Below are 26,682 nucleotides of genomic sequence, written 5' to 3'. Positions count from 1 at the left end.
GCAGCGGGCACCATGCTGAAGGGTGCCCGTTTGTTTGCCTATCAGGCTGAGCCATTCGGCCAAGGAGCTAGCCATGTCTCGCACGCTGCTATTTGCCACTGACCTGTCACAGGAAAATCGCGCGGCCTTTGCCCGTGCGCTGCGACTTGCCCATCAGCAGGGCGCGCAGTTGGACGTGCTCCACGTGCTCGACCCCTACCTTCCCCATCGGATGCTTCACGACCTGGAGCGCGCGGTCAGCGATGACATTAGCGCGACGCTCACCGATCTTCGTGAGGATTACGCGCTCGAACTCCCTTCGCTGATGATTCAAACGGTGGTGGGCGATGCCCATGTGGAGATCGTTCGCGAAGCCCATGAGCGTCATGCATCGCTAATCGTGCTTGGCATGCACCGTAAGCGGGGTGAGAAAGATTTACTCTTTGGCACGACCTTGATGCGTATTCTGCGCAGTACCCCTTGCCCCGTGGTGGTAGCGTCATACCGACCGACGCAGCCGTGGCAGCATATCGTGGTGCCGATCGACTTCTCTCTCACCGCTCGACAAACGCTAAAAGAGGCACTGATCCGCTTTCCCGACGCTCAGCTCACGCTGCTGCACGCGTGGAACCTGCCCGGTGAGCGAGAGCTGGGTAACCAGGCATTTTATGCCCATTGGCGTGATCATGAGGTCGCCCGCCTACGAGAAGCGCTGGACAACGAGGTCGAAAGCCTCATGCGCGAACTAGACGGCATACCCGATATCGAGCTGGTACTGGAACCGGGCCAGCCCTGCGACGTGCTGCACGACTATATCAAGCGCCACTCGCCAGACTTGGTCATGTTGGGTAGCCGCTGCCGACCGCATCAACCCAACCCGCTCACCGACATGTTGCTGAGCGAACCCCACTGCGACGTGATGGTGTGTCGACCTTGGTAGCCGGTAGTGCCGTTTCGAGCATGGCTGTACGGAACCTTTATTGTCCTGGTGGGTATGTATAGCTATACGTGAAGCCAGCCAAGCCAATACGGGAGGAGGACACCGTGCAACCACGCCTTGTGACAGCCCTACTGTCGACCTGTTTGCTCATAGGAACCACCGTGGCGGTCAATAGCGCCCAAGCCGAAAGCGTGACCGAGCGGGGCGAACGCTTCGACCGTGTGGTGGAAGAGAATGGCCAGCGCTATGTGCTGCTGGGAAGCGGCGTATTTCGTTACATGATATGGACCGCTTATGCGGGGGCGTATTATCAGTTGGAAGGGGAGCGCGAGCCTCAGCCGTTAAGCGATGTACCCCGCCGTTTGGAACTTGCCTACTTTCATGAGATTGCTGCCGACGACTTTGCCGAGGCGACAGAGAAAACGCTCGACGATTCGTTGACGCTTTACGAGTTCAATCAGGTGAAAGAGAACATGGCGCAGTTGAATCAACGGTACCGGGATGTGGTACCCGGTGATCGGTACCTGTTGAGCTGGGACGGTGAGCAGTTACGCCTTGCCCTCAACGGTGAGACGCTCTACGAGGATAGCAGCGCCGAGTTTGCCAGCGCGATGTTCGGCATTTGGCTGGGCGAGCGCCCGCTGGGTGAAGAGTTTCGCGACGCGCTACTGGGCGTGGACGGATAGCGGCTGACCACGCACCATCTCGCTTGGGCCAGCCCTCGCCTCAGTTTACACTCGCCCTCTTCGACAGCGCCAATGAACGGACAAAGGGGTAAGCGTGAAAGCACTGATTCAGCGGGTCAAACACGCCAGCGTCACGGTGGATGGCAGCACCATCGGTGCGATCGACCACGGGTTGCTGGCACTGATAGGTGTCGAGAAAGGCGACAGCGAGGCGGAGGCCGATAAACTGCTGCACAAGCTGCTGCATTACCGCGTGTTCAGCGACGACGCGGGCAAGATGAATCACAACTTGCAGCAGGCCCAAGGAGGCTTGCTGCTGGTGTCGCAGTTCACGCTTGCGGCCGACACGCACAAGGGGCTGCGCCCCAGTTTTTCCAGCGCCGCGCCGCCCGAGGAGGGGCAGCGGCTGTTTCATTACCTCGTCGATCGAGCGCGCGCTGCTTGGCCCCAGGTGGCGACTGGCCAGTTTGGCGCGGACATGCAGGTTGCGCTGACGAACGATGGCCCGGTCACGTTTCTGCTGGAGAGCTAGCGCTCTAGGCACTCTCACTGGCGAGCAATTCGGCTTCCATGGCTTCCAGTGCCTCTTCGGCGGCGAGCCACGCCTGCTCGGCGTCGTCTAGCTGCGCTTTGATCGTTGCCTGCTTGGCCAGCGCATCGGTCAGCTCCGCTTTGCGGGCGCCGTCAGTGTAGAGCTCAGGGTCGGCGAGTATGGCCTCGACCTCCTCTAGCGAGTGCTGCGCTCTTTCCATGGCCTTTTCCGCCTTGTCGCGCTCTTTTTTCAGAGGGCGCAGCTTTTCGCGCAGCTCGGCCGCTGCTTTGCGGGCGGCTTTACGGTCGCCGCTGGGCTGTTGGCTCTGGCGTTCGCTCTTTTCACTACGGGCGTCGCGGCGGTTCTCTTCCAACCGCGCCTTGAGCCAAGCCCGGTAATCCTCCAAGTCACCGTCGAAGGGCTCGACCCGGTGGTCGGCGACCCGCCAAAACTCATCGACCGTGGCGCGCAGTAGGTGACGGTCGTGGGAGACCAAAATGACCGTGCCCTCGAAGCCTGCCAGCGCTTCCGTGAGCGCCTCGCGCATTTCCAAATCCAGGTGGTTGGTCGGCTCGTCCAGCAGCAGCAGATTGGGTTTTTGCCAAGCGACCAGCGCCAGTGCCAGCCGCGCTTTCTCACCGCCCGAGAAGGTGGCGACTTCCCCGAAGGCGTCGTCGCCCTTGAAACCAAAGCCGCCTAGAAAATTGCGAATCTCTTGATCGCTGGCGGTGGGCGAGAGCCGCTGCACGTGGACGAACGGCGTCGTGGTCACGTCCAGCCCCTCCAGCTGATGCTGAGCAAAGTAGCCAATCGCTAGGTGCTCGCCGGGCACGCGCTTGCCGTCGAGCAGCGCCAGTTCGCCGGTGAGCGACTTGATCAGGGTGGATTTACCCGCGCCGTTGGGTCCCAGCAGGCCGATCCGGCTGCCGGGAAGCAGCGTAATGTTCACCTTGTCGAGCTGTGCGACGTCGCCCGCCTGGCTGCGGTAGCCTAGCGTGGCTTGATCCAGCACCAGCAGCGGGTGAGAGGTCTTATCTGCCGCGGGCAGGGTGAAGTGAAAGGGAGAGTCCACGTGGGCCATGGCGATATCTTCCATGCGCTCCAGCATCTTGACGCGGCTCTGCGCCTGACGCGCCTTAGTGGCCTTGGCCTTGAAGCGAGCGATAAAACGCTCGATCTCTTCGCGGCGCGCCTGCTGTTTGGCCGCTTCGGCCTGCTGCAGGGCGAGCTTCTCCGCCCGTGTGCGCTCGAATCGAGAGTAGTTGCCCCGATAGAGTTCCAGCGTTTGATGATGCATGTGGACGATGTGGTCGCACACGGCATCCAGAAAGTCCCGGTCGTGAGAGATCAGCAGCAGCGTGCCGGGGTAGCGGGTGAGCCACTGCTCTAGCCACAGCAGGGCGTCCAGATCCAGGTGATTGGTCGGCTCATCGAGCAGCAGCAAGTCGGAAGGCATGAACAGCGTACGGGCAAGATTGACCCGCATTCGCCAGCCGCCGGAAAAATCTGAAAGCGGGCGCATCAGGTCCGACTGGACGAAGCCCAGCCCCACCAGTAGCTGGGCCGCGCGGGATTCGGCGGTGTAGCCATCCAGCGTTTCGATCAGCCCGTGTAGCTCCGCTTCGCGATGGGCGTCGCCCGCTTCCCGAGCGGCGAGCAAATCGGCTTGCGCCTTGCGCAATGCGTGATCGCCATCCAGCACGTATTCCACGATGGGGCGGTCCAGCGCCTCCACTTCCTGGGCCATGTGGGCGATCCGCTGGCCACCGCTCATTTCGACGTCACCCTGATCAGGGCCCAGTTCACCTAACAGGAGTTTAAACAGACTCGACTTACCGGCACCGTTGGCTCCAATGATGCCGGCCTTGACCCCGTTATGGAGTGTTAGATCGGCGTTTTCTAGGAGCGTTTGCGTACCCCGTTGCAGGGCGACTTGGCGCAGTGCGATCATGTTTTCTCCCGAAAAAAGTGGGTAAATCAATGCGCGATTCTAACCGATTGCAGCGCTTGCAGCAGAGGCCGCTGTGGGATTTTGCTTTGGCGCTCTATGCCAGGCCCGGCGTCGAGCAGGCCTGCCTCACGTTGCAGGATGAGGCTGGTGTGGATGTGTGTGAGCTGCTGTTCCATTGCTGGCTCTATCAGCAGGGTCTGGCGGCCTCGCCAGGCCCGCTCGCTACCATACGCGCCGAGCGCATGGCTTGGCAGCAGCAGGTGACGGCGACGCTACGAACGCTTCGCCGCCGATTGAAACCCGAAGCCGCCCACAACGAGGCCGTCAAAGCGTTGCGTGCCACGCTGCAGAGTGCCGAGCTGCAGGCAGAGCGTGAAAACCTTCAACGTTGGCAGCAGTGGGCGCTCGGCTCATCAGACGCGGACGCGCGCTTAACAAAAAGCGACATAAGCCAGCATAATGTTGCACAGTGGCTGCAAGATACGCTGTTTTCGACACCGCTTGACAACGATTTGTGTCGCGCGCCACGCGGGCGCGAGAGGACGAGAGCGGCCCTTTTTGCCTTGGCAAGCCAGCTTGACCGCTGTGAATCACCACGCTAGCCTGAAATTAAGCTGTTTTTGAATAACCCGTGTTAGCTTCGCTGGCGATCGTCCGCTAACCCACAGCAATGAACGACGTTACTGCGTGTTAGCGGCTGAACAAACGCTGAATAAAAGTGGAGCGACTCGGGATATACAAACACTAAGATCCTTGCGCTCTCGTACGGCGCGCTTACCACTGCTAGGGGAACTCTGCATGAAGGCAAGCACATTAGTTTCGACTCGTTCCGTCACCACCAAGTTGCTCACCACGGCAAGCGTGGGTGCACTGCTGCTGGGTTTGAGCGCGACCGCTCAGGCAGATAACTGGCGTTACGCACACGAAGAGTACGAAGGCGACGTGCAGGATGTCTTCGCTTACGCATTCAAGGAGTACATCGAAGATAACTCCGACCATACCGTACAGGTTTACCGCTTTGGTGAACTGGGCGAGTCCGACGACATCATGGAGCAGACGCAAAACGGCATCCTCCAGTTCGTCAATCAGTCACCTGGCTTTACCGGTGCGCTGATCCCAGAAGCGCAAATCTTCTTCATTCCGTATCTGCTGCCGACCGACGAAGAGACCGTTCTAACGTTCTTCGACGAGAGTAAAGCCATCAATGAAATGTTCCCGGAGCTTTACGCCGAGCAGGGTCTCGAGCTTCTAAAAATGTACCCCGAGGGTGAAATGGTGGTCACCACCGACGAGCCGATTAGCTCGCCGGAAGACATGAATAACAAGAAAATCCGCACCATGACCAACCCGCTGCTGTCGGAAACCTACGACGCCTTTGGCGCGACGCCGACACCGCTGCCGTGGGGCGAAGTCTACGGTGGCCTGCAGACCGGCATCATCGATGGTCAGGAAAACCCGATCTTCTGGATCGAATCTGGCGGTCTGTACGAAGTGTCTCCGCACCTGACTTTCACTGGCCACGGTTGGTTCACCACCGCGATGATGGCCAACCAGGACTTCTACGAAGGCCTGTCCGATGAAGACAAAGAGCTGGTCCAGAACGCCTCGGACGCGGCCTACGACCACACTATCGAGCACATCAAAGGGCTAGCCGATGAAGCGCTGGCCAAAATCCAGGAAGCGTCTGACGAAGTCACCGTGACACGCTTGAACGAAGAGCAGATCCAAGCGTTCCGCGAGCGCGCACCGCAGGTCGAGGAAGCCTTCCTCGAAATGACGGGCGAGCGCGGTGCCGAGCTGCTGGAGCAGTTCAAAGCGGACCTCGAAGCCGTCGAAAGCGAGTCCTAATCGGTTAGCGCGCTTGCGTTAATCACATGACGTCGCCAAGGGGCAGCCAGCGCTGCCCCTTTTTTGTTGTCCACCCCTCTAGCGAAAAAACACATGCTCGCGGGGGCGAACACAGAAAAATCTACGTCCATCCAGCGTTGAAGCGAAAAGAGTCATTACCCATTACGCTACAAAATGAGCAAGGCCGAACCTGCTCCGTTCGGTGTCAGTGATGGGAAGGTCGCGTCGCCATCGAGCAAGCGACCACGCTGCGTTCAAAGGAGAACGGCCATGTCCGAAGAAGAGTCCGAAAAGAACTACCGCTCGGGTTTGCCCGGCGTACTAGGAGTGATCGACACTGCAATTAGCAAAATCGAGTCAGTCATACTGGCGATGGGGGTTTTGCTAATGGCGCTGAATACGGTCACCAACGTCGTTGCCCGCTTCGTGTTCGGCAATAGCATCATGTTCTCAGGCGAGCTGAACCGTATCCTGATCATCATGATCACCTTTGCGGGTATTGGCTACGCTGCCCGCCACGGTCGCCATATTCGCATGTCGGCGATTTACGATGCGCTGCCGGTGGGCGGTCGCAAAGTGCTAATGATCGGCATCGCGTTTTTCACCTCGCTGGTGATGTTCTTCCTGCTTTACTACTCCGTCGTGTACATCCTCGACCTGTATAGCAAAGGGCGCGTACTGCCGTCGCTGGGCTTACCGGTATGGATCATCTACGTCTGGGTGCCCATGGGCTTTTTGATCACCGGGATTCAGTACCTACTGACCGCGATCAAGAATCTCACCACCCGAGACGTCTACCTCTCTACCGGGGTGGTAGACGGCTATAAAGACACCGAAACAGAAGTGTAAAGCAGGGATTGCACCTTAGGGGAACGCTATGACGACGATAATGGTAGTCACCATGATTGCCCTGCTGCTGCTGGGCTTTCCAATGATGATCCCGCTGATCACTGCGGCAGTGATCGGCTTCTATATGATGTTCAACGGCTTCGGCCAAATGGATACGCTGATTCAGCAGATGATGGCGGGCATACGCCCGGCGTCGCTAATCGCCGTGCCGATGTTCATTCTGGCCGCCGACATCATGACCCGAGGGCAGTCTGCGAATCGCCTCATCGATATGGTGATGTCCTTCATTGGCCATATCAAAGGGGGGTTGGCGGTCAGCACGGCGGCTTCTTGTACGCTGTTCGGCGCCGTGTCGGGGTCGACCCAGGCCACTGTAGTGGCGGTAGGCTCGCCGCTGCGTCCGAAGATGCTCAAAGCGGGCTACTCCGATCCCTTTACGCTGGCGCTGATCATCAATGCCAGTGATATTGCCTTTTTGATTCCCCCCAGCATTGGCATGATCATTTACGGGGTCATTTCCGGCACCTCGATTGGCGAGCTGTTCATCGCCGGTATTGGTCCCGGCCTGCTTATCCTGTTCATGTTCTCCACGTACTGCATCATTTACGCCATCGTAAAAGACGTGCCTACCGAAGAGCGCTCAAGCTGGAAAGAGCGGGCCACGGCCGTTCAGAAAGCGCTCTGGCCGCTCGGCTTCCCAGTGATCATCGTGGGCGGCATTTACGGCGGGATCTTCAGTCCTACCGAAGCGGCGGCCGCCTGTGTCCTGTATGCGGTGCTGTTAGAGTTCGTCGTCTTTCGCTCGCTGAAAATGCGCGATATCTACACCATCGCCAAGTCTACTGGCCTGATCACCGCCGTGGTGTTCATTCTGGTGGCCGTGGGCAATGGCTTCTCTTGGATCATTTCGTTTGCGCAGATTCCCCAAGCGATCCTCGAAGCCGTGGGGGTCAACGAGGCCGGACCCACGGGGGTGTTGATCGCCATCTGTATTTCATTCTTCGTGGCGTGCATGTTCGTCGACCCCATCGTGGTGATTCTGGTATTGACGCCGATCTTTGCCCCGGCGATTGCAGCCACCGGGCTCGATCCCGTACTGGTCGGTATCCTGATTACGCTGCAGGTGGCGATTGGGTCGGCCACGCCACCCTTTGGCTGCGATATCTTTACCGCCATCGCGATCTTCAAACGCCCCTATTGGGAGGTGATCAAGGGCACGCCACCGTTCATCTTCATGCTGATTCTGGCGGCGGCGCTGTTGATCATGTTCCCGCAAATTGCGCTGTTCCTGCGTGATGTTGCCTTCCGTTAAGCAGTCACAAGGAGAACGCGGATGTTCAATCGCATCTTGATCCCTGTCGATGGCTCAAAGGGGGCCATCAAGGCGCTCGAAAAAGCCGTTGGTCTGCATCTGCTCACCGGGGCAGAGCTCTACCTACTGTGTGTGTTCAAACATCACAGCCTGCTGGAGGCGTCGCTTTCCATGGTGCGCCCCAACCGGTTGGATATCCCCGATGACGCGCTCAAGGAGTACGCAACGGAGATTGCCGTGCACGCCAAATCCCACGCCATCGAACTGGGCGCCGATAGCGTTCGCGTGCGAGCTTTTGTCAAAGGCGGACGTCCCTCCCGTACCATCGTGCGCTTTGCTCGTAAGCGGGAGTGCGACCTGATCGTAATTGGCGCACAGGGAACCAATGGGGAAAAGAATTTGCTGCTGGGCAGCGTTTCCCAACGCGTGGCCGGTGCCGCTCATTGCCCCACGCTGGTGGTCTAGTGTGAAGGCGACCGGCTAAACCTCTACGCAATCGTGTGGTCTGAGCAGCACCCGCCGTTTCAGGTAATGCAGCCTGAGGCGGCGGGTGTTAGTCTTTGAAGCACCCCAAAATATTTGGCGCGCTGCGCCGCTGGATAAGGTTTTTTCCATGAAAGCACTACTCTCTTCTACCGCGCTCACTGGCCTGCTGCTAGTCGCACCGTTTGCCGCCGCTGCCCCGGAAACCGACGAGCAGCGCTTGGCGTATAGCCTGGGCGTGACCCTGGGCGAAAGCATGCAGGCAGACATCGAAGATCTCGATCTGGATGCGTTCACCGACGGTATGCGCGATGTCTTTGATGGCAACGAGCTAGCGATGAACGAAGAGGAGATGATGGAAGCGCTGATGGCGTTCCAAGAGCGCTCGATGGAAGCGCGCGAGCAGCAAGCCGCTGAGTTGGCGCAGATGAACCTGGAAGAGGGCCAAGACTTCCTGGCCGAAAACGCCGAGCGTGACGAGGTCGAAGTGACCGAGTCTGGTCTGCAGTACGAAGTCATCGAGTCAGGAGATGGTGCAACGCCTGGCCCGGAAGATACCGTCGAAGTGAACTACGAAGGCATGCTGTTGGACGGCACCGTGTTCGATAGCTCCTTCGAGCGCGGTGAGCCGGTGAGTTTCCAGGTCAACCAAGTGATCGAGGGCTGGCAAGAAGCCCTGCAGCTGATGAGCGTGGGTGACAGCTGGATGCTCTACATCCCGGCGGATCTCGCCTACGGCGAACGCGGCCAGGGCCCGATTGGTCCGAATGAAATGCTCACTTTCCGCGTCGAACTGCTAGGTATCGAATAAGCCATGGGTATGGCCTCTCGTCAGCGCCGCTGGATGGCGGCGCTTATTGTGTTGGGCAGCGGCGCTGCCCAGGCCCAGGAAGCACCTATTGAGCTCCCAGCGCTGGCAGCGGCTAACGATCAAGCAAGCGTCGTGGGCGTCTCCGCGGGGGGCTACATGGCCACTCAGCTTGCGGTGGCCTGGCCCGAGCGCTTTAGCGGACTGGGCGTACTGGCAGCAGGTCCTTGGGGCTGCGCGCAGGGGGCTTTGAGTACGGCTCTCAATCAGTGCATGATGACCCGGCGCGGCCTGCCGTCGCTCGACGAGCTGGAGCAGCGTCGCCAGCGCTACGCAGAGATGGAGCAAGTCGGCAGCCAAGAGGCGCTGCGCTCGCTGCGTGCTTTTGTGTGGCATGGTACGTCGGACGAGACGGTCTCGCCTGCGCTGGGCGACCTGCTCGCGCAGCAGTGGCAGCGCTGGCTGGCGGACCCCGAGCAGCAGCTACGCTTCGTTCAACGGGAAAACACCGGGCACGGCTGGCCGGTGGCGATGCCCAAAGATGCGCCTATCGACCCGCAGTCGCTAGGTGACTGCCATAATGGAGGTGGTAGTCACGTGTTGGCCTGTGGCGACGACGTCGCGGGGGAGATGCTGGCGTGGCTCTACCCCGAGCGTGAGGCGAACGCTAGCGAAGGCGAGCTGCTGGCCTTCGATCAATCTGATTTCGCGGTGAAGGGGGTGGCCGATACAGGCTATCTGTTCGTGCCCGAGACGTGTGAGTTGGGGGGGTGTCCGGTCACCGTAGCGTTGCACGGTTGCCAGATGAACGCAGAGACCATCGGCGATACCTTCGTTCGCTACAGCGGCTTGAACCGTTGGGCGGCGACGCATGGCCAAGTGGTGCTGTATCCACAGGCCGAAAGCAGCATGGCCAATCCGCAAGCGTGCTGGGACTGGTGGGGTTTCGCGGAGAGCACGTGGCAGATCAACCCGCTACACGATACTCGAGACGGCACCCAAGTACAGGCGCTGATGGCCATGCTGGATCGGCTGCAAGCCGATCAGACGGAGGAGGCGACGACGGCCGAATAGCCGCCGTGTCGCTAACGCATCAAGCCGTTTTAGAGCGTTAACTGCCTAGTTCGCGCTCGAGCGCCGATACCAACCCATGGGGCGTTGGTGAGTAGAGCACCCGCTGCAGTATCTTCCCCTCGCGGTTGACCAAAAACAGCGAGGCGCTGTGGTCGATGGTATAGGCCATGGCCGACTCCGGCGCCTCGACCCGTCGCCAAATCACACCATAGCGCCCGGCCACCTCGTTGAGCTGCGCCTGGCTACCCACCAAACCAATGAACTCTTCGCCGAAAAACTGCATGTACTCGCGCATGCGGGGCAGCGTATCGCGTTCTGGATCGACGGTAATCATGACAGGCACCACTCGCTCACGCTGGGCATCGCTCAATTGTGCCAGCGCTTGGCGCTTGACCGCCTGATTCATGGGGCAGACATCGGGGCAGTAGGTATAGCCGAAAGAGACGATGGCAATCTCGTCGTTGCCGAGCTGATCCAGGGAGAAATCGCCTTGCGTCGACGGCATGGCAATGGGCCCGCCTGTTGGTTCGTCGGGATCCTCCCCTGCGCGTAGTTGGTACAGGCCAACGCTTGCCACGACCAGCAGAAGAGCCATGAGGGCGATACCTAGCCAAAGCGGCTTGCGAATTGCCATGCGCTAACTCCTTGTCACATCGAAATCGAACCAGCTGCCTAGCTTACCGTCCGGGGTTTCCAAGATCACTCGCGCCCGCCATGGCATCACGGCTTGCGTGCACACCCCCACTTGTCCCTGGCCGTGGAAGTGCCCCGGCGCGGTGGCGGTGAGGGCGAAGCGGTTGAGACCCATATCCATGTCGCGACCTACGAAATCGACCGTCACATGGCGAGGGCTAACGCCCTCTACCTCGACATCCAGCGGCAGCACTTCAAGTGCCTCGATACGCCCATCGGCATCGATGGTCAGTGTCAGTTCACCTTTATCGCCCAGCGTTGCCGAACAGGGCGCTCTATGCAAGTTGCATTCGCCATTGGGGGTGAACCACACGATATCGCGATCATCGCGCAGCCAGTTAGCAAAGACGTACCACGTGCACGCGGCCAGCGCGATGCCCGTCACTAGAATAAGCACTTTCAGCGCTGGAAAACCCGTCACCTCGACAGGTTTAAGCAAATTCTTCATGGCAGAATAGTCGCTACGCAGGCCATAAGGCGGGTCATTTGTGTCAGGGTATGCAAATCATGGTAACAGCTATCCTGCAGATGTCTCTGTGCTGGGATGTCGCACTTGATAAGGAATGACAATGGAGAGCATTACCGGGGCACTAGGGCCCCTGTTTTTACTGATTTTATTGGGGGCAGGCTTAGGGTATGCCCGCTGGCCTACTATGGATTTTTGGGCGCAGATGGAGCGGCTGATCTATTTCGTGCTGTTCCCCGCCATGCTGGTAGGCACGCTGGCCACGGCCGATGTGAGCCAAGTGCCCGTCGGCCGATTGGCGCTGGCGCTGCTGGGAGCGATGGCGCTGTTTGGCATGCTGTTGTGGCATGGACGTAGCTGGTTAAGGCTCGGCCCGGCGGCGTTTACCTCCGTGTTTCAAGGCGCCGTGCGTTTCAACACCTACGTAGGCGTGGCGGGAGCGGCCGCGCTGCATGGTTCGCTAGGCGCCACCACGGCAGCGGTAGCCGTGGCGCTAATGGTGCCCGTGGTAAACGTCATGTGCGTCGCCAGTTTCGTGGCGGCGGGCACTCTAGGCAGGGCAAGTCTGGGCAAGAGCGCACTGGCATTGGCGAAAAATCCGCTTATTTTGGCGTGTCTGGCCGGTATTGGGCTAAACCTTAGCGGTGTTGGTCTGCCAGGTTGGAGCGAAGCAACCGTCTCGTTGCTGGGCCGCGCAGCGCTGCCGCTGGGCCTAGTGGCAGTGGGGGTGGCACTTCGACCCATGGCGCTGCTGCGCCTCGACCGCGGTGTGATGGCGACCAATACGATCAAGCTGCTGCTCATGCCCGCTTTCGTGCTGTCGTTAGCCTGGCTGCTGGGGCTCGACCCCGTCAGCCGAGACGTCGCACTGCTGTTTGCCGCCCTGCCCACGGCAACCTCGGCGTATATTCTGGCCCGTCAACTTGGCGGCGATGCGGAATTGATGGCCGCCATCATTACCGGACAAACGCTGCTCGCTATGCTGACGTTGCCGTTGTGGCTCCAGCTCATCAGTTGATTTAAAAATAAATAAAAAGTATTCGCATTTGTGTTGACGGGGTAAATGAGAATGATTATATTGTGATGGTCAGCGTTTGATGAGACGCTGGCAACCACGACAGCTGCTTGGCCAAGATCAGCGCCAGTTTCCTGTCATGGTTTCTCCCTCTCATTGCTAGTCACGGTCTTTTGCCGCTCCTTTGGAGCGGCTTTCTTTTTTTGATGGGTAGGTCTTTTAGACGAGTTCGTCGCGGCGGCAGACGCAAGACCTGGTCTGCTGCCAATCGAACGTCAGGCTTCCCGGCGGTAGATCAAGTCCCACACGCCGTGGCCGAGCTTTTCGCCGCGCGCTTCGAACTTGGTGAGCGGGCGGAAGGCCGGACGCGGCACGTAAGGTGCGGTCTCGGGCGTTGCGGTGTTGACGTAGCCAGGGGCGGCGTCCATCACTTCCGCCATCCACTCGGCGTAGGCTTCCCAGTCGGTGGCCATGTGGAACGTGCCCCCGGGCTTGAGGCGCGTGCGAATCAGCTCCACGAAGGCGGGCTGGACGATGCGCCGTTTGTGATGCTTCTTCTTCGGCCACGGGTCGGGGAAGAAGAGCTGCAAGGTAGTCAACGAGCCTTCGGGTAGGCACTGCTCCAGCACGGCCAGGGCGTCTTCACGGTAAACCCGTAGGTTGGTCAGGCCGCGTTTGTCGGCTTCGTCGAGCAGTTTGCCAACGCCAGGGGCGTGCACTTCGATACCGATAAAGTCGGTATCCGGGTGGGTTTCGGCCTGCTCGATCAGCGAGTTACCCATGCCAAAGCCAATTTCCACCACGCGAGGGGCTTGGCGGCCGAAGAGGGCGTCTAACTCCTGGCGGCCATCGGCAATGGTCAGCCCAAGGCGCGGCCATACCTCTTCAAGTCCGCGGCTTTGGGCCTGGGTCATGCGTCCGGCGCGAATCACATAGCTTTTAATGCCGCGACGGTGCAGCGGTGCGTCGGCACTTTCGGGGCCAGTGGTGTTGCTCTCGGGCGCGGTATCGTTCGTATCAGTCATGGTGTCTCTGTATCAGCCGTTGATGCGGCCTGCAAAAGGCGAAGAGGGGTCGGCGCTTTGGCGGCGCGGCATGCGGCCCGCCAAAAACGCATCGCGGCCAGCCTCGACGGCGAGCTTCATGGCGTTGGCCATGCGCAGCGGGTCGCGTGCATGGGCGATGGCGCTGTTGAGCAGCACGCCGTCGCAGCCAAGCTCCATGGCCATGGCCGCATCGGACGCCGTGCCAATGCCGGCATCCACCAGCACCGGCACGCGGCTCTGCTCGACGATCAGGCGCACGTTATGTGGGTTTTGAATGCCATGGCCCGAGCCAATCAGTGAGCCCAGCGGCATGATGGCGCAGCAGCCCATGGCTTCCAGCTCGCGTGCAACGATCGGGTCATCACTGGTGTACACCATCACGTCGAAACCGTCGGCCAGCAGCGTTTCTGCCGCTTTGAGTGTCTCGACCACGTTGGGGTAGAGAGTATGATCATCGCCCAACACTTCCAGCTTCACCAGATTGTGGCCATCCAGCAGTTCGCGGGCCAGGCGGCAGGTACGCACGGCATCTTTGGCGTTGTAGCAGCCCGCGGTATTGGGCAGCAGGGTGTACTGCTTGGGCGAGATGACGTCCAGTAGGTTTGGGGCATCGGCATCTTGGCCAAGGTTGGTGCGGCGCACGGCAAAGGTGACGATCTCGGCACCGCTCTGGGCAATGGCAGCACCGGTTTCGGTAAAGTCTTTGTATTTGCCGGTGCCTACGAGCAGGCGAGAGCGAAAATCACGTCCGGCAATGGTGAACGGTGTATCGGTCAGTTGCGTCATAGCGATTCCTTGAAAAAGCATCGGCAGCTAGCCGCCGCCAATGGCGTGGACCACTTCGATCTGGTCGCCTGCGGCCAGCGGGGTCGCGGCCAGTTGGCTTTTGGGCACGATCTGTTCGTTGATTTCGACAGCGATCCGCCGCCCGCTCAGGCCCAGCTGCTCGACCAAATCGGCAGCGGTCAGGCCCGCAGTCATGGCGTAGGGTTCGCCGTTGAGCGTAAGCTGTATCGACTCATGGGGGGTAGACATAAACAATAAGCACCCTGGTGGATGAGGCAAAACGGCCTCTATTGTAGCGGTTTCACCCCGTGCAAGGTATGCAACGGGGTGAATATCTCGATGATTAACAGTGCGGCGTGTGGCCGCTAACATGCGTGAAAAGGAGCAGGGCGTGCAGCGAACCGACAAACTGTGGTGGTGTGTGGTGGCGCTATCGGGGGCCGTCATGGTGATGCTGGGGGCCTATGCCGCCCACGGTCTAGCGGCCCGCACCAGCGCCGCCATGGTGGATATCGTGGAAACCGGGGTGCGCTACCAAGCGTGGCACACGCTGGCCATGCTGGCGGTGCTTGCGTGGCGCAGCCACCGCCCGCTCCCTGGTCAGCAGGTCGTCCTCGCCTTATGGGCGTTAGGCGTACTGGCCTTTGCCGGTTCGCTCCACCTGATGGCGCTGGTCGGGTTGAGCGTGGGGATCGTGACACCCATCGGCGGGCTTCTACTGATGGCCGGTTGGTTGGCCCTGGGTGTCACGGCGCTCCTTAGCCGCACTTAATCGACGTTAGCCCAGCAGCATGCGCAGCGGCATCCACACGCCCATACCGATCATTACTAGGTTCTCGGTGAGTGACACAAAGCCAAGCGGAACGTTGCTGTTGCCACCCACACAGGCGCACTTGAGTTCGCGCTTGTCGATGTACACCGCTTTGAACACTGATACCGCGCCTACGGTGCCGACGAACAGCGCCAGCGGCGCGGCCACCCATATCAGCGTGCCTGCCAGCATCAATAGCCCGGCGGCGGTCTCGGCGTAAGGGTAAACGTAGCTATAGGGCACGTAGCGCTGGGCGAGCAGGTCGTAGTTGAGGAACATGGTGCTAAAACTCTCGATATCCTGCAGCTTTTGCAGGCCCAGCAGCACCATCGCAGTCGCCACGGCAAACTCCGGCATACGCGCCGTCAACAGCGTGCCCTGTATCGCCCAGCTCATCGCCACGCCTATCAATAGGGCGACGGCAAAAATGGCCAGGACCGGGCGGTAGGTAGTCTCTTTGGCGCTGGGAACGCTCATCCCCAGGTGGTCGCGCAGCTCTTCGTAGCCGCCGATCCGCTCCCCGTCGATATAGACCTGCGGCGTCGTATCGACGTGCTCCTGCTCCTTGAACGCGTCGATCTCCTCGCGGGACGTGAGCGTGTGATCGTCCACCGTGTAGCCTTTGCGTTTGAGTAAATCAACGGTTTTCAAACCAAACGGACACAGATGCTCGGCGGTTTTCATCCGATATACCTGAGCGTTGGGGTGGGTCGTTGCTGCCATGATCAGCCTCCTTGTCGTCTTGCGGTCAACGTCCAACTTCAAGCATAGAACCCGGTGCCGCCCATAGGTCAAATGGGAGAGGATGGCGGTTGCCTGGATCTTGACCTGCAGGTAGCACCTAGGTTGTAAGCTATACAAGCAGAGTGTCATAGGAGAGCCATATGAAAAGACATACCACGGCGCTGCTAGTATCCGGTGCTTTGATGTTCGGTGCAGCCACGGCCCATGCCGCGCTGCCCGATGAGGCGACGCTGTATAAGAACCCGCAATGCGGCTGTTGCGATGAGTATGCGCGTCATCTGGAAGCGTTGGGTATAGACGTCACCATTATCGATGACGTCGAGCTGGGTGAGATCAAGCAGCAGGCAGGCGTGCCTTACGGCATGGGCGCCTGTCATACCATCGAGATAGGTAACTACTGGATCGAAGGGCACGTGCCGTTGGAAGCGGTCGAAGCGCTGTTCGAACAGCAGCCCGAGGTGGATGGTATTGGTTTGGCCGGTATGCCGATAGGCACTCCGGGCATGCCTGGGCCGCAGAGTGAGCCTTACCACGTCTACACGTTTAGCGACCACAACGCCCAGCCGTTCATGACGCTGTAAACGAAGAGGCACCGTTGTGTTGGGTAAACGCCTGCGCGGGAGTGGGCTTGCCAAAGTAGTAGCCCTGATACACATGGCAGCCCAGGCGAGCCAGTACGGTGGCTTGGTCGACGGTTTCTACGCCTTCGGCCACGACATCCAGACCTAGGCTCTCGGCCAGCGCGATGATAGTGGCGGCAATCGGCGTTGCCTGCATATCCAGGGTCAAATCCCTGACGAAGGCAATGTCGATTTTGAGCGTGTTCAGCGGCAGCGATTTCAGATACGCCAGCGACGAATAGCCTGTTCCAAAGTCGTCCAGCGCGAAGCGAATTCCCAACTGCCGCAGGCGCAGCATTTTATCGATGGTGCCTTCTGGGTCGCTCATCAGCAGCGACTCCGTTAACTCTAGTGTCAAGCGTTCAGGCGGTGCGCCGGTCGACGTTAGAGTGCTCATGACCTGCTCGACAAAAGTGGGTTGCTGGAATTGACGCACGCTAACGTTGAGCGAGAGCTTCAAGCGGCTCAGACGTGGATCGTGCTGCCATTCGCCAAGCAGTCGGCAGCCCGCTTCGAGCACCCAAGCCCCTAAAGGAAGTATCAGCCCGGTTTGTTCGGCGATGGGAATGAAACGGGCGGGTGATATCATTCCCCGCTCCGGGTGTTGCCAGCGCAGGAGGGCTTCGGCGCCAATGACCTCATGCTCCCCATTCACCTGCGCCTGTAGATGAAGGTTGAGGGCGCCGCGCTCGATCGCTAGGCGCAATTCGCGCTCCAGGGTGATGTCCTCCTCCAGTTTTTGCTCCAGTGCGGAGCAGAAACGCTTGGGTTCGCCGTCTCGCTGGCGCTTGGCTTCCAGTAGTGCGAGCCCGGCGCGTTTGAACAACTGCCCAACGCTCTCGATCTCACGAGGGCAAAAGATCAGCGTGCCTGTGTTGATTTTGCATGGGTGGGTGTGACCGTGCAGTTGATAGTCAGCCGTCAACAATGCCAGTACTCGCTCGATGTATTGATGGGCGAGCCGTTCTGCAGCGGTGTGCTCGGTGGCTGCGAGGGATGCGAAAAGCGCAAACTCATTGCCGTCCAGCCGGGCTGCATAAATGTGATCGTCGGCTTGCTGTAAACGGCGGCCTAGCTGCCGCAAAAGCTCGTCGCCAATATCTTGTCCCATGCTGTCGTTCAACACCTTGAATCGGTTGAGATCCAGCAGTGCGAACACGGAGTAGCCCCCTTTCGTTAAGGGGCTTTTCAAATGAGTGGAGAGATGCTCTTGAAGGGCCAGCCGGTTCGGCAAACCGGTCAATATGTCGTGGTAGGCCAAGTAGCGGATACGCTGCTGCGCGTTCTGCTCGTCGGTGCGGTCACTGAACAGGGCCACGTAATCTCTGTCTTTGCTGTTGGCATAGTTCACTCGGCTGATGCTGATCCACGCAGGATATTCGTCGCCATTGGAGCGCAGTGCCGTCACCATGCCGCTCCACTCACCTTGTGACACCAGTGCGCGCTGTATGGTGGGCGTCAGTGCTTGGCTCTCTTTGGCGTAAGGCACCTGAGTGATATCCGCATCGATGAGCTGGGCTTGGGTCATCCCGGTTAATTGCTCAAAGGCGTTATTACACAGCCGGATGCGGGCGCCATCGTCAAACAGCACCACGCCATCTTGCAGTGCGGCGATCACCTCCAGCAGCCGCTGCTGGGTCATATAGCCGTGGCGCTCGCTGTCTTGTAGGCGGCGCTGAATTTTGATCGCCATCAACGTAAGCAATGCCGCAAAGACGGCAGTGCCGCTGATGACATAAATGAGCCAGTGCGAGGTCTCTATTGGGGCTTGGCCGATGGCGCCATCCGGCACGAACCAGGCGGCCTGCATGGCCACGTAGTGCATGCCGCTCACCGCAACCGAGATGCATAGGGCAGATACGAAAGCATACCGCTGATAGTGAGTTTTGCCGTTATCCAGGCGGCATAGGCGGTACGCGTAAGCGCTCAAGACGCCTAGCCCAATGGCTACCACCAGCGAGGCGAGGAATAGGTCCAGGGCGTAGAACAGCGTTGCCGGCATGCGCATAGCGGCCATGCCGCTATAGTGCATGACGCCGATGCCTAGCCCTAGGCTCGTGCCCGCTCTGATCAGCGTGTCGTGTGGGAGTCTCTCTCGGCAGAGCAGCGTCATGGCCACCAGACTGCCGACGATGGCTGGCAGAACGGAGAGGAGCGTCAATAAAGGGCTATGGCTGACGTGGAAATCCAAGCGATAAGCGTGCATGCCGACGAAATGCATGCTCCAAACGCCAGTGCCCATGACGCTAGCGCCAGCGATAAGCCACGTGCGTCGCCACAAAGTTGATGACGTACTGCCCACCAGGCGAATGATTTCCAGGCTAGCAAACGAGGCGGCCAAGGCGACTAACCACGATAAAACGACCAGCGGGATATCGTGTTTTCCCTGCAGAGCACTCAGCGCCTGCGGTTCCAATAACAGGTTGGGCAGTATCATGGGTTAGTCGCCGTGTGGCAGTGGCATGCATACAGTACTTTATAATGTTTATTAATGTCTTGCTCTTAAAATCGGGGGAGGTTTAAACGCCCTGCGGCCGGAAGGCTATCGATACTGTGAGAAAGATGCGTTGATCTACAGGGAGTCCTTGAGGCTGGCGAGTGCGTCTGGCGTATCAACATCGAATACCACCCCGGCATCGCCCACGTCATGGGTACGGTAGTGTGAAGCATGTTGCCGAATCAAAGACGCTGCCCCTGACTCGCCGTCGATGCCTGCCAGGGCTGGCCAAAAATCCCGCCCAAACAGTACCGGATGTCCAGGTTGGCCGCGGAAGCATGGCCGCCAGATGGTGTCTCGGGTGATGCACTGCTGCAGCGTTAGTAGCGTTCCGGGCTGAAAGCGAGGCATATCGCCTAGCAGCACCGCGACGGCCTGAGCGTCTTTTAGGCGGCAATCACGACTCAACGCCGCCACCGCTTCGGCAAGGCTCGCACCCAAACCCAGTGGCGCCCGATGCAGTCGAATCAGCGGCGTGCTCGGCGCCAAGCCGAGCTGAAGCGCGTCGTCTTCCTCTCGAATCGCAACCCTTACCTGGAGAAACGCCTGCTCAATGCGTGCCACCGTCGTGGCCAACAGCGTTCTGCCATCGGCAAGACGCGCTTGGCGCTTATCGGCGTCGCCATAGCGCCGTGAGTAACCTGCTGCCATCACGAGCGCGACGACGTGATGAGCGCTCGCCGCGCACTGCCCTTTTTGCCGAGTATGTTCAATCACCTGCCGATCCCGCCGTTGTATCCATGTCGTCTCCTGTCCTGAGTCGTCTTGCTAGCCTAGCGCGGGTCGCTGCGTTACGTTAGGTCGCCGCCGCTGATTTATGACTATGCTGAAGGGCGAGACCGTCGATAAGCAACAGCAATGATCAGGGAAGGCACCGAGTTATGAACGCTCAACCTAGCGCTGAACAGCGCCGCGATCAGGCATCGCAAAACGTACCGCGCTCGACCGTGACGCTGATGGTCAATGGCACCCGGCACACGCTGACGCTCGATAACCGCACCACACTGCTGGATACCCTGCGGGAGCACTTAGCGCTCACCGGCTCCAAAAAAGGCTGCGACCACGGCCAGTGTGGCGCCTGCACCGTGTCGGTGAATGGCGAACGCATCAACGCGTGTCTTACTTTGGCGGTGATGCACGAAGGTGACGAGATCACCACCATCGAAGGCGTGGGCACGGTAGAGCAGCTAGACCCCATGCAGCAGGCGTTTGTGGATAACGACGCCTTTCAATGCGGCTACTGTACGCCGGGGCAGATCTGTTCGGCCAACGCCGTACTGCAGGAGATCGCCGCCAATATTCCCAGCCATGTTACGGCGGATCTTACCGCACCCATCGAGATCACCGATGCCGAGATTCGCGAGCGGATGTCGGGCAATCTCTGCCGCTGTGGCGCTTACGCCAACATTCTCAAGGCCATTACCCAGGTTGCCAAGGAGCGCGCATGAGAGCCTTTTCCTACGAGCGTGCTGCCAGCCCTGCCGAAGCGGCGGCCCGTGCGGCTGAGGTGCCGGGCGCGACCTTCATTGCCGGGGGCACCAACCTGCTGGATTTAATGAAGCACGAGATCGAAACCCCGCTGCATCTCATCGATGTGCGCAGCACGGGGTTGGACGACATTACGGCCACGGAAGAGGGCGGCCTGCGGGTGGGGGCGATGGTCAGCAACAGCACGCTGGCGGCCGACCCCCGTGTGCGCGAAGCGTATGGCGTGTTGAGTCGGGCGCTGGTCGCGGGGGCGTCTGGCCAGCTGCGCAACAAAGCCACCACCGGCGGCAACCTGCTGCAGCGCACCCGCTGCCCCTACTTTTACGACACCGCCATGCCCTGCAACAAGCGCTCACCGGGCGCTGGCTGCGCGGCGCTGGGAAAAGGCGCGACCACCCGGCATCTGGGCGTGATTGGTACGTCCGATGCGTGCATTGCCACACACCCCTCCGATATGGCCGTGGCCCTACAAGCGCTGGATGCTCGCGTGGAAACCGTCACCCCCGAGGGCGAGACTCGCAGCCTGACGCTGGATGCGTTCTATCCGCTGCCTGGCGACACTCCCGAGGTGGAAAGCACACTGGCTAAAGGCGAGATGATTACCGGGGTGGTGCTGCCCGCGCCGATGGAAGGGCGCCATGCCTATTTCAAGGTGCGCGACCGCTCTTCGTACGCCTTTGCGCTGGTCTCGGTGGCACTGATTCACGCGCCGGACGGCACGGGGCGAGTGGCGCTAGGCGGTGTGGCCCCCCGGCCCTGGCGTTGCGATGCGGCAGACGCCGCGCTGCCCCAGGGCGCAGCAGCGGTGATGGCCAAACTGCTGGACGGTGCTCGCCCCACCGACGAGAACGCCTACAAGCTGACCCTGGCAGAGCGAACGCTCGCCGCGCTGCTGGCCGAGGAGTAACCGATGGATTTCAATCAATCGACCGACGATAACCTGTTCGATCACGCCCGTATCGTTGGTAAGCCCCATGCGCGCATCGATGGCGCGCTCAAAGTGACCGGCCAAGCGCCCTATGCCTACGAGCGCCATGACGTAGCGGCTCACCAGCTGGTGGGCTATCCGCTGTGCGCCACGATTGCCAAAGGGCGCATTACCCATATGGATGCCACGGCCGCCCGCGCCGCACCTGGGGTGGCAGCGGTGGTCACCACCCTAGATATAGCACCGCTGGCGCAAGCTAAAAGCAACGTGGCACGCCTGTTTGGTGGCGATACCGTTGCCCACTACCATCAAGCCATTGCCGTGGTGGTAGCCGACACCCTAGAGCAAGCGAGAAGTGCCGCCGCGCTGATCGAGGTGCGCTACCAAGACGAGCAAGGCGTGTTTGATTTAGACGCCGCCTGGGAGCAGCAAACACCCGACGAGCCGCTCTCTGATGTGGGCGATGTGGATGAGGCCTTTAAAAACGCCGCAGTAACGCTGGATGAAGTTTACCGCACGGCCTCCCAAAGCCACGCGATGATGGAGCCCCACGCCTCCATCGTGGATTGGTCGGATGGCGGCCAAATGACGGTTTGGACCTCCAACCAGATGATAGCCTGGACCCGCGAAGCGCTGGCCACCACCTTGGCGATCGACCCCGAGACCATTCGCCTAGAGAGCCCCTACGTGGGCGGTGGCTTCGGCGGCAAGCTCTGGCTGCGAGCAGATACCGTACTGGCCGCGCTGGGTTCGCGGGCGGCCGGGCGGCCGGTCAAGCTGGCGCTACCGCGCCCGCTGGTGTTCAACAACGCCACCCACCGCTCTGGCACTGTCCAGCGCCTGCGTATCGCTGCCGATACCGACGGCCGGATCACCGCCTTCGACCACTCGGCGTTCTCCCATACGCTGCCCGGCGGCAGCGGCGAGAACCCGGTCAACCAAACCCGCGCCTTTTACGCCGGTGCAAGCCGCCGCGTGGCCCACACGGCCATCGAGATGGACTTGCCTGAGTCGGCGGATATGCGCGCCCCCGGCGAAGCCTCTGGCCTTGCCGCGCTGGAAATCGCCATGGACGAAATGGCCGAGAAGCTGGGCATGGACCCGGTAGAATTTCGCATCCTCAACGATACTCAGGTCGACCCAGAAGACCCCAGTAAACCGTTTAGCGACCGCCACTACGTGGAGTGCCTGCAAAAAGGGGCCGAGGCGTTTGGCTGGGAGGCGCGCAACCGCACCCCAGGCGGCCAGCGGGAAGGGCAGTGGCTGATCGGCCACGGCATGGCCGGTGCTTATCGCGGCGCGCCCACCATGGATTCCGGCGCGCGGGTTCGCCTGCAGGCTGGGCGCCTGGTGGTAGAGACCGATATGACCGATATCGGCACCGGCTCGTACACCATCATCGCTCAAACCGCCGCGGAAGCCATGGGCTTGGCGCTAGAGGACGTAGAGGTACGGCTGGGCAACAGCGACTACCCAGTCTCGTCGGGTTCCGGCGGTCAGTTTGGTGCCGCCAGCGCGACCGCCGGTGTTTACGCGGCCTGCCTGCAGCTTCAAGAGGAGATTGCCCAGCGCCTTGGTATGAACTCGCCACGATTTGCGCAGGGCCGGGTGATCGCAGGCACCACCGGCGTGACGCTAGCCGAGGTAGCGAACGGCGAAGAGCTGGTGGCGGAAGACACCATTCACTTTGGCGACTTCAAGGACACGCTACAAATTGGCACCTTCGCGGCGCACTTTGTAGAAGTAGCGGTACACGCCCACACGGGCGAAACCCGTGTACGCCGCATGCTGGCGGTGTGTGACGCAGGGCGCATTCTCAACCCGGTTACGGCGCGCAGCCAGGTGATTGGAGGGATGACCATGGGGGTGGGCGCGGCCTTGATGGAGGGGCTCACCCCCGATGTGGAGCGCGGCTTTTTCGTCAATCACGACCTCGCCAGCTACGAGGTGGCGGTGCATGCGGACATTCCCGAGCAGGAGGTCATGTTTCTGGACACCACCGATGCCGCCTCGACCCCGCTCAAAGCCAAGGGCGTGGGGGAGCTAGGCATCTGTGGTGTGGCGGCGGCGGTGGCCAACGCGATCTATAACGCCACCGGCATTCGTGTGCGCGACTACCCGATGACGCTGGATCGGCTGATCGACCAGCTCCCCAAAGTGAGTTGAGTGCGTTGAGACGTGAACGGCCCCGCTGTTGGGCCACCTAGGTGTTATCCGGCAGCGCATAGCTGGCGGTGACATGCACCACGGGACGCGTGTCATCGCTGGCGGAGAAAATCTGCACCTCTCCCACCGCCAAGCGGCGGCCCAGCTTGATCAGCTTGGCGTGGGCGATGATGTCGTGATCGCCTGAGGCCGCGCGAAGAAAGTGGCAGTTCAGATCGCTGGTCACGGCCATCGCTTCGGGGCCGATTTGGGCCAGTATGGCCACGTAGAGCGCCACATCGGCAAAGCCCATCATGGTAGGGCCGGACACGCGGGGGCCGGGGCGCAGATGCTCATGGCCAATGCTTAGGCGCATGGTGGCGCACATCTCGCCTACGCTCTCTATTTTGCCCATTCGCTGGGGAAAGACCTCATCTAGAAAGTGCTCGATCTGCTCGACGGTCATCACGGTCATTGTTGTTATTCACTCTGACAGGCTGGGAGTCCGCTGCCAGTAGGCCGCCGAGAGGGCGCTGTGAACCCATCCCTGGGCGCTACTTATGCCATCCCTGGCATAAGACCCTCTCGGCAACATACTGCCAGCGCATCTAATTGTCGCGTAGCTTGCTGTGTGCTTCTTTTACGTCAACGTAAATCAGAATAAATAAAAAAGCCCCAAGGCGCGAGCCTTGGGGCTGGGGGCCATTGAGCGATGAGGCTTACTTAGCCTTATGTACCTGACGCCATTCGTGCAGGAGCGGTTCGGTGTAGCCAGACGGCTGCACGCGGCCTTTGAACACCAAGTCAGAAGCGGCTTTGAACGCGGTAGAGCCTTCAAAGTCGGCGCTCATGGCGGTGTAGGTGGGGTCGCCAGCATTCTGCTCATCGACCACTTTCGCCATGCGCTTGAGCGTTTCCTCGACACGGGGCGCATCGACGATGCCATGGTGCAACCAGTTGGCAATGTGCTGGCTGGAGATACGCAGCGTGGCACGGTCTTCCATCAGACCGACGTTGTGAATATCCGGTACCTTGGAGCAGCCGACACCGTGCTCTACCCAGCGAACCACGTATCCCAAAATGCCCTGGCAGTTGTTGTCCAGCTCTTGCTGAATTTCGTCATCGGACCAGTTGGCGTTTTCGGCCACCGGCACGGTGAGCAGGTCGTCCAAGAAGTCCGGCTCGCCCTGGGCTTCCAGCTCGCGCTGAACGTCGGCAACGCTGACTTGGTGATAGTGCAGCGCGTGCAGGGTCGCGGCGGTGGGGGAAGGGACCCACGCCGTATTGGCACCGGCTTTCGGATGGCCGATTTTCTGCTCCAGCATGCTGTGCATCAAATCGGGCATGGCCCACATGCCTTTACCAATTTGGGCGCGGCCGCGCAGGCCACAGGCCAACCCAACCTGCACGTTGTTCTTCTCGTAGGCGGTGATCCAGGCGGCGCTCTTCATGTCGCCCTTGCGAACCATCGGGCCTGCTTCCATGGCGGTGTGCATTTCGTCGCCAGTGCGGTCCAGGAAGCCCGTATTGATGAAGACCACGCGCGAGGTCGCTTCGGCGATACATGCCTTGAGGTTGACCGTAGTACGGCGTTCTTCATCCATGATGCCCATTTTCAGGGTGTCACGGCTCATGCCAAGAATGTCTTCCACGCGGCCAAACAGCTCGTTGGCAAAAGCGACTTCTTTTGGCCCGTGCATCTTCGGCTTGACAATGTATACCGACCCCGCGCGGGAGTTGCGCGGCTGGTCGGCGTCTTTCTTCAAGTCGTGCAGCGCCAGCAGCGAGGTCACCACTGCGTCCAGAATGCCTTCCGGCAGCTCGTTGCCGTTTTCGTCCAGAATCGCCGGGGTGGTCATCAGATGGCCCACGTTGCGCACGAACATCAGCGAACGGCCCGGCAGCGTGACGGTGTTGCCATCGGTGGTTTGCCAAGTGCGGTCGGCGTGCAGCTTACGGGTGAAGGTTTTACCACCCTTTTCGATGTTCTCTTCCAGGTCGCCCTTCATCAGGCCGAGCCAGTTGCTGTACACACCGACTTTATCTTCGGAATCCACCGCCGCGACGGAGTCTTCGCAGTCCATGATGGCGGTCAGCGCGGCTTCCACGACCACGTCTTTGACATGGGCCGGGTCGGTCTTGCCGATGGGGTGGTTGGCATCGACCTGAATCTCCAGGTGCAGGCCGTTATTGGCCAGCAGAATCGAGTCGGGCGCAGCGGCGTCGCCGTTAAAGCCAATCAGCTTGCCAGCGTCTTTCAGGCCGGTTTCACGACCGCCCTCCAGGCTGACGACCAAGTGGCCGTCGCGGATAGCGTACTTCACCGCATCCCGGTGCGAGCCAGTGGCCAGCGGAGCCGCGCGGTCCAGCACGCCGCGGGCGTAAGCGATGACTTTCTCGCCACGTTTCGGGTTGAAGCTGGTGCCTTTTTCCGCGCCGTCCTCTTCGGAGATGGCGTCGGTGCCATATAGGGCGTCGTACAGGCTGCCCCAGCGGGCGTTGGCCGCGTTCAGGGCGTAACGGGCATTGCTCACCGGTACCACCAACTGCGGGCCTGCTTGTGTGGCGACTTCGCGATCGACGTTGGCCGTGGTGGCTTTGACGCTGTTTGGTGCGTCTACCAAGTAGCCAGCCTCCTTGAGGAAGCGACGGTAGGCGGGCATGTCGCTGACCGGGCCGGGGTTTTCACGGTGCCAAGCGTCCAGCTTCTCTTGCAGCGTGTCGCGCTCTTCGAGCAGTTGGCGGTTTTTTGGGGTCAAATCGTGGAACAGGGCATCGACACCGGCCCAGAAGGCGCTTTCGTCGACGCCGGTGCCCGGCAGAGCCTGCTCGTTGATGAAACGATCTAGGTCGGCTGCCACCTGTAAACGGTGACGCGTGATACGCTCGCTCATGGGGTTCTCCTGTGAAGGTGCCCGTGGTGGGTTGAAGTGCCACGGTCAGGGTGAATGGTGATTTATGGAAAATACTTCCACACCTGC

General features: G+C 60.3%; 27 protein-coding genes. 16 read left to right on the top strand and 11 right to left on the bottom strand.

The genetic code is table 11. The annotated features are described in order from the left end of the window. Positions 1 to 73: 73 nt before the first annotated feature. The 3 genes from FRH_RS05130 to dtd all read left to right on the top strand — a co-directional run bounded on the left by FRH_RS05130 (position 74) and on the right by dtd (position 2,137). Entirely contained in the window at positions 74 to 919 is an 846-nt protein-coding gene (locus tag FRH_RS05130) for a universal stress protein (RefSeq protein ID WP_239285781.1), read from the top strand. A 104-nt stretch (positions 920 to 1,023) separates the two neighbouring features. After that, positions 1,024 to 1,605: a chalcone isomerase family protein gene (locus tag FRH_RS05125; RefSeq protein ID WP_219862226.1), complete on the top strand. Its 582-nt coding sequence runs from the start codon at positions 1,024 to 1,026 to the stop codon at positions 1,603 to 1,605. 94 nt (positions 1,606 to 1,699) lie between these two features. Further along, entirely contained in the window at positions 1,700 to 2,137 is a 438-nt protein-coding gene (gene dtd / locus FRH_RS05120) for a D-aminoacyl-tRNA deacylase (RefSeq protein ID WP_219862225.1), read from the top strand. A gap of 4 nt (positions 2,138 to 2,141) precedes the next feature. Here dtd and FRH_RS05115 read toward each other — a convergent pair whose 3' ends face one another. Next, on the bottom strand, positions 2,142 to 4,088 hold the full coding sequence (locus tag FRH_RS05115) for an ATP-binding cassette domain-containing protein (RefSeq protein ID WP_153843530.1): 1,947 nt from the start codon (positions 4,086 to 4,088) through the stop codon (positions 2,142 to 2,144). A 29-nt stretch (positions 4,089 to 4,117) separates the two neighbouring features. On the opposite strand from FRH_RS05115, the gene FRH_RS05110 reads away from it, so the two are divergent. From FRH_RS05110 to FRH_RS05080, 7 genes are all read left to right on the top strand, one after another. Continuing rightward, the gene (locus tag FRH_RS05110) at positions 4,118 to 4,690 is read left to right on the top strand and encodes a TIGR02444 family protein (protein WP_153843529.1); all 573 of its coding nucleotides are present in this window, start codon (positions 4,118 to 4,120) and stop codon (positions 4,688 to 4,690) included. Between the two features lie 196 nt (positions 4,691 to 4,886). Further along, positions 4,887 to 5,936 carry a TRAP transporter substrate-binding protein DctP gene (gene dctP / locus FRH_RS05105; RefSeq protein ID WP_153843528.1) on the top strand — a complete coding sequence of 350 codons (1,050 nt, stop codon included), beginning with the start codon at positions 4,887 to 4,889 and terminating at the stop codon, positions 5,934 to 5,936. Between the two features lie 270 nt (positions 5,937 to 6,206). Then, a complete protein-coding gene (locus FRH_RS05100) occupies positions 6,207 to 6,785 on the top strand; it encodes a TRAP transporter small permease (protein ID WP_139526035.1) in 579 nt (192 codons plus the stop codon). 28 nt (positions 6,786 to 6,813) lie between these two features. Next, on the top strand, positions 6,814 to 8,097 hold the full coding sequence (locus tag FRH_RS05095; protein ID WP_139526034.1) for a TRAP transporter large permease: 1,284 nt from the start codon (positions 6,814 to 6,816) through the stop codon (positions 8,095 to 8,097). A 21-nt stretch (positions 8,098 to 8,118) separates the two neighbouring features. After that, entirely contained in the window at positions 8,119 to 8,562 is a 444-nt protein-coding gene (locus tag FRH_RS05090; protein WP_139526033.1) for a universal stress protein, read from the top strand. Positions 8,563 to 8,710: 148 nt separating this feature from the next. Next, positions 8,711 to 9,391, top strand: coding sequence for an FKBP-type peptidyl-prolyl cis-trans isomerase (locus FRH_RS05085; protein ID WP_139526032.1), 681 nt, complete (start codon positions 8,711 to 8,713; stop codon positions 9,389 to 9,391). A gap of 9 nt (positions 9,392 to 9,400) precedes the next feature. After that, positions 9,401 to 10,462 carry a PHB depolymerase family esterase gene (locus FRH_RS05080; protein ID WP_239285820.1) on the top strand — a complete coding sequence of 354 codons (1,062 nt, stop codon included), beginning with the start codon at positions 9,401 to 9,403 and terminating at the stop codon, positions 10,460 to 10,462. A 37-nt stretch (positions 10,463 to 10,499) separates the two neighbouring features. On the opposite strand, the gene FRH_RS05075 is transcribed toward FRH_RS05080, so the two are convergent. Continuing rightward, positions 10,500 to 11,096, bottom strand: coding sequence for an SCO family protein (locus FRH_RS05075; RefSeq protein ID WP_139526030.1), 597 nt, complete (start codon positions 11,094 to 11,096; stop codon positions 10,500 to 10,502). Positions 11,097 to 11,099: 3 nt separating this feature from the next. Next, the gene (locus FRH_RS05070) at positions 11,100 to 11,603 is read right to left on the bottom strand and encodes a hypothetical protein (protein ID WP_139526029.1); all 504 of its coding nucleotides are present in this window, start codon (positions 11,601 to 11,603) and stop codon (positions 11,100 to 11,102) included. Positions 11,604 to 11,724: 121 nt separating this feature from the next. Here FRH_RS05070 and FRH_RS05065 point away from each other — a divergent pair, with 121 nt between their 5' ends. Then, entirely contained in the window at positions 11,725 to 12,639 is a 915-nt protein-coding gene (locus tag FRH_RS05065) for an AEC family transporter (protein ID WP_139526028.1), read from the top strand. Between the two features lie 272 nt (positions 12,640 to 12,911). Here FRH_RS05065 and trmB read toward each other — a convergent pair whose 3' ends face one another. Genes trmB through thiS form a run of 3 tightly spaced genes read right to left on the bottom strand, consistent with a single transcriptional unit; the run spans position 12,912 to position 14,717 of the window. Then, positions 12,912 to 13,661 (bottom strand): tRNA (guanosine(46)-N7)-methyltransferase TrmB, encoded by a 750-nt coding sequence (gene trmB, locus FRH_RS05060; protein ID WP_139526027.1) that lies wholly within the window; start codon positions 13,659 to 13,661, stop codon positions 12,912 to 12,914. A 12-nt stretch (positions 13,662 to 13,673) separates the two neighbouring features. Next, a complete protein-coding gene (locus FRH_RS05055; RefSeq protein ID WP_139526026.1) occupies positions 13,674 to 14,468 on the bottom strand; it encodes a thiazole synthase in 795 nt (264 codons plus the stop codon). 27 nt (positions 14,469 to 14,495) lie between these two features. Beyond that, positions 14,496 to 14,717, bottom strand: a complete 222-nt coding sequence (gene thiS / locus FRH_RS05050; protein WP_139526025.1) for a sulfur carrier protein ThiS — start codon at positions 14,715 to 14,717, stop codon at positions 14,496 to 14,498. 142 nt (positions 14,718 to 14,859) lie between these two features. Between thiS and FRH_RS05045 the strand changes: the two genes are divergently transcribed. After that, positions 14,860 to 15,240 carry a DUF423 domain-containing protein gene (locus FRH_RS05045; protein WP_219862220.1) on the top strand — a complete coding sequence of 127 codons (381 nt, stop codon included), beginning with the start codon at positions 14,860 to 14,862 and terminating at the stop codon, positions 15,238 to 15,240. 6 nt (positions 15,241 to 15,246) lie between these two features. Here the strand turns inward: FRH_RS05045 and FRH_RS05040 are convergent, their stop codons facing one another. Next, positions 15,247 to 16,002 (bottom strand): glutaredoxin, encoded by a 756-nt coding sequence (locus tag FRH_RS05040; RefSeq protein ID WP_219862217.1) that lies wholly within the window; start codon positions 16,000 to 16,002, stop codon positions 15,247 to 15,249. A gap of 161 nt (positions 16,003 to 16,163) precedes the next feature. On the opposite strand from FRH_RS05040, the gene FRH_RS05035 reads away from it, so the two are divergent. Continuing rightward, a complete protein-coding gene (locus FRH_RS05035) occupies positions 16,164 to 16,604 on the top strand; it encodes a DUF411 domain-containing protein (protein WP_139526023.1) in 441 nt (146 codons plus the stop codon). Here FRH_RS05035 and FRH_RS05030 read toward each other — a convergent pair. Together FRH_RS05030 and FRH_RS05025 are read right to left on the bottom strand one after the other, a co-directional pair. Next, positions 16,591 to 19,080 carry an EAL domain-containing protein gene (locus FRH_RS05030; protein ID WP_219862215.1) on the bottom strand — a complete coding sequence of 830 codons (2,490 nt, stop codon included), beginning with the start codon at positions 19,078 to 19,080 and terminating at the stop codon, positions 16,591 to 16,593. The two genes, FRH_RS05035 and FRH_RS05030, sit on opposite strands and share 14 nt — an antisense overlap. Positions 19,081 to 19,215: 135 nt before the next feature. Next, the gene (locus FRH_RS05025; protein ID WP_239285783.1) at positions 19,216 to 19,857 is read right to left on the bottom strand and encodes a nucleotidyltransferase family protein; all 642 of its coding nucleotides are present in this window, start codon (positions 19,855 to 19,857) and stop codon (positions 19,216 to 19,218) included. Between the two features lie 164 nt (positions 19,858 to 20,021). On the opposite strand from FRH_RS05025, the gene FRH_RS05020 reads away from it, so the two are divergent. Genes FRH_RS05020 through paoC form a run of 3 tightly spaced genes read left to right on the top strand, consistent with a single transcriptional unit; the run spans position 20,022 to position 23,722 of the window. Continuing rightward, on the top strand, positions 20,022 to 20,588 hold the full coding sequence (locus FRH_RS05020) for a 2Fe-2S iron-sulfur cluster-binding protein (protein ID WP_219862212.1): 567 nt from the start codon (positions 20,022 to 20,024) through the stop codon (positions 20,586 to 20,588). After that, on the top strand, positions 20,585 to 21,535 hold the full coding sequence (locus FRH_RS05015; RefSeq protein ID WP_219862210.1) for a xanthine dehydrogenase family protein subunit M: 951 nt from the start codon (positions 20,585 to 20,587) through the stop codon (positions 21,533 to 21,535). The genes FRH_RS05020 and FRH_RS05015 overlap by 4 nt, the downstream gene beginning before the upstream one ends. 3 nt (positions 21,536 to 21,538) lie before the next feature. After that, positions 21,539 to 23,722 (top strand): aldehyde oxidoreductase molybdenum-binding subunit PaoC, encoded by a 2,184-nt coding sequence (paoC, locus tag FRH_RS05010; protein ID WP_219862208.1) that lies wholly within the window; start codon positions 21,539 to 21,541, stop codon positions 23,720 to 23,722. Positions 23,723 to 23,759: 37 nt separating this feature from the next. Here the strand turns inward: paoC and FRH_RS05005 are convergent, their stop codons facing one another. Together FRH_RS05005 and FRH_RS05000 are read right to left on the bottom strand one after the other, a co-directional pair. After that, positions 23,760 to 24,176 carry a PaaI family thioesterase gene (locus FRH_RS05005; protein WP_219862206.1) on the bottom strand — a complete coding sequence of 139 codons (417 nt, stop codon included), beginning with the start codon at positions 24,174 to 24,176 and terminating at the stop codon, positions 23,760 to 23,762. 244 nt (positions 24,177 to 24,420) lie between these two features. Then, positions 24,421 to 26,595: a malate synthase G gene (locus FRH_RS05000; protein ID WP_281997905.1), complete on the bottom strand. Its 2,175-nt coding sequence runs from the start codon at positions 26,593 to 26,595 to the stop codon at positions 24,421 to 24,423. Between the last annotated feature and the right edge of the window lie 87 nt (positions 26,596 to 26,682).

It is taken from the genome of Halomonas sp. A020 (assembly GCF_027943625.1).
GTDB classification, from domain to species: Bacteria; Pseudomonadota; Gammaproteobacteria; order Pseudomonadales; family Halomonadaceae; genus Vreelandella; species Vreelandella piezotolerans.
The sequence above is the reverse complement of the archived record's forward strand: the minus strand, read 5'-3'. Positions and strand labels throughout refer to the sequence as shown.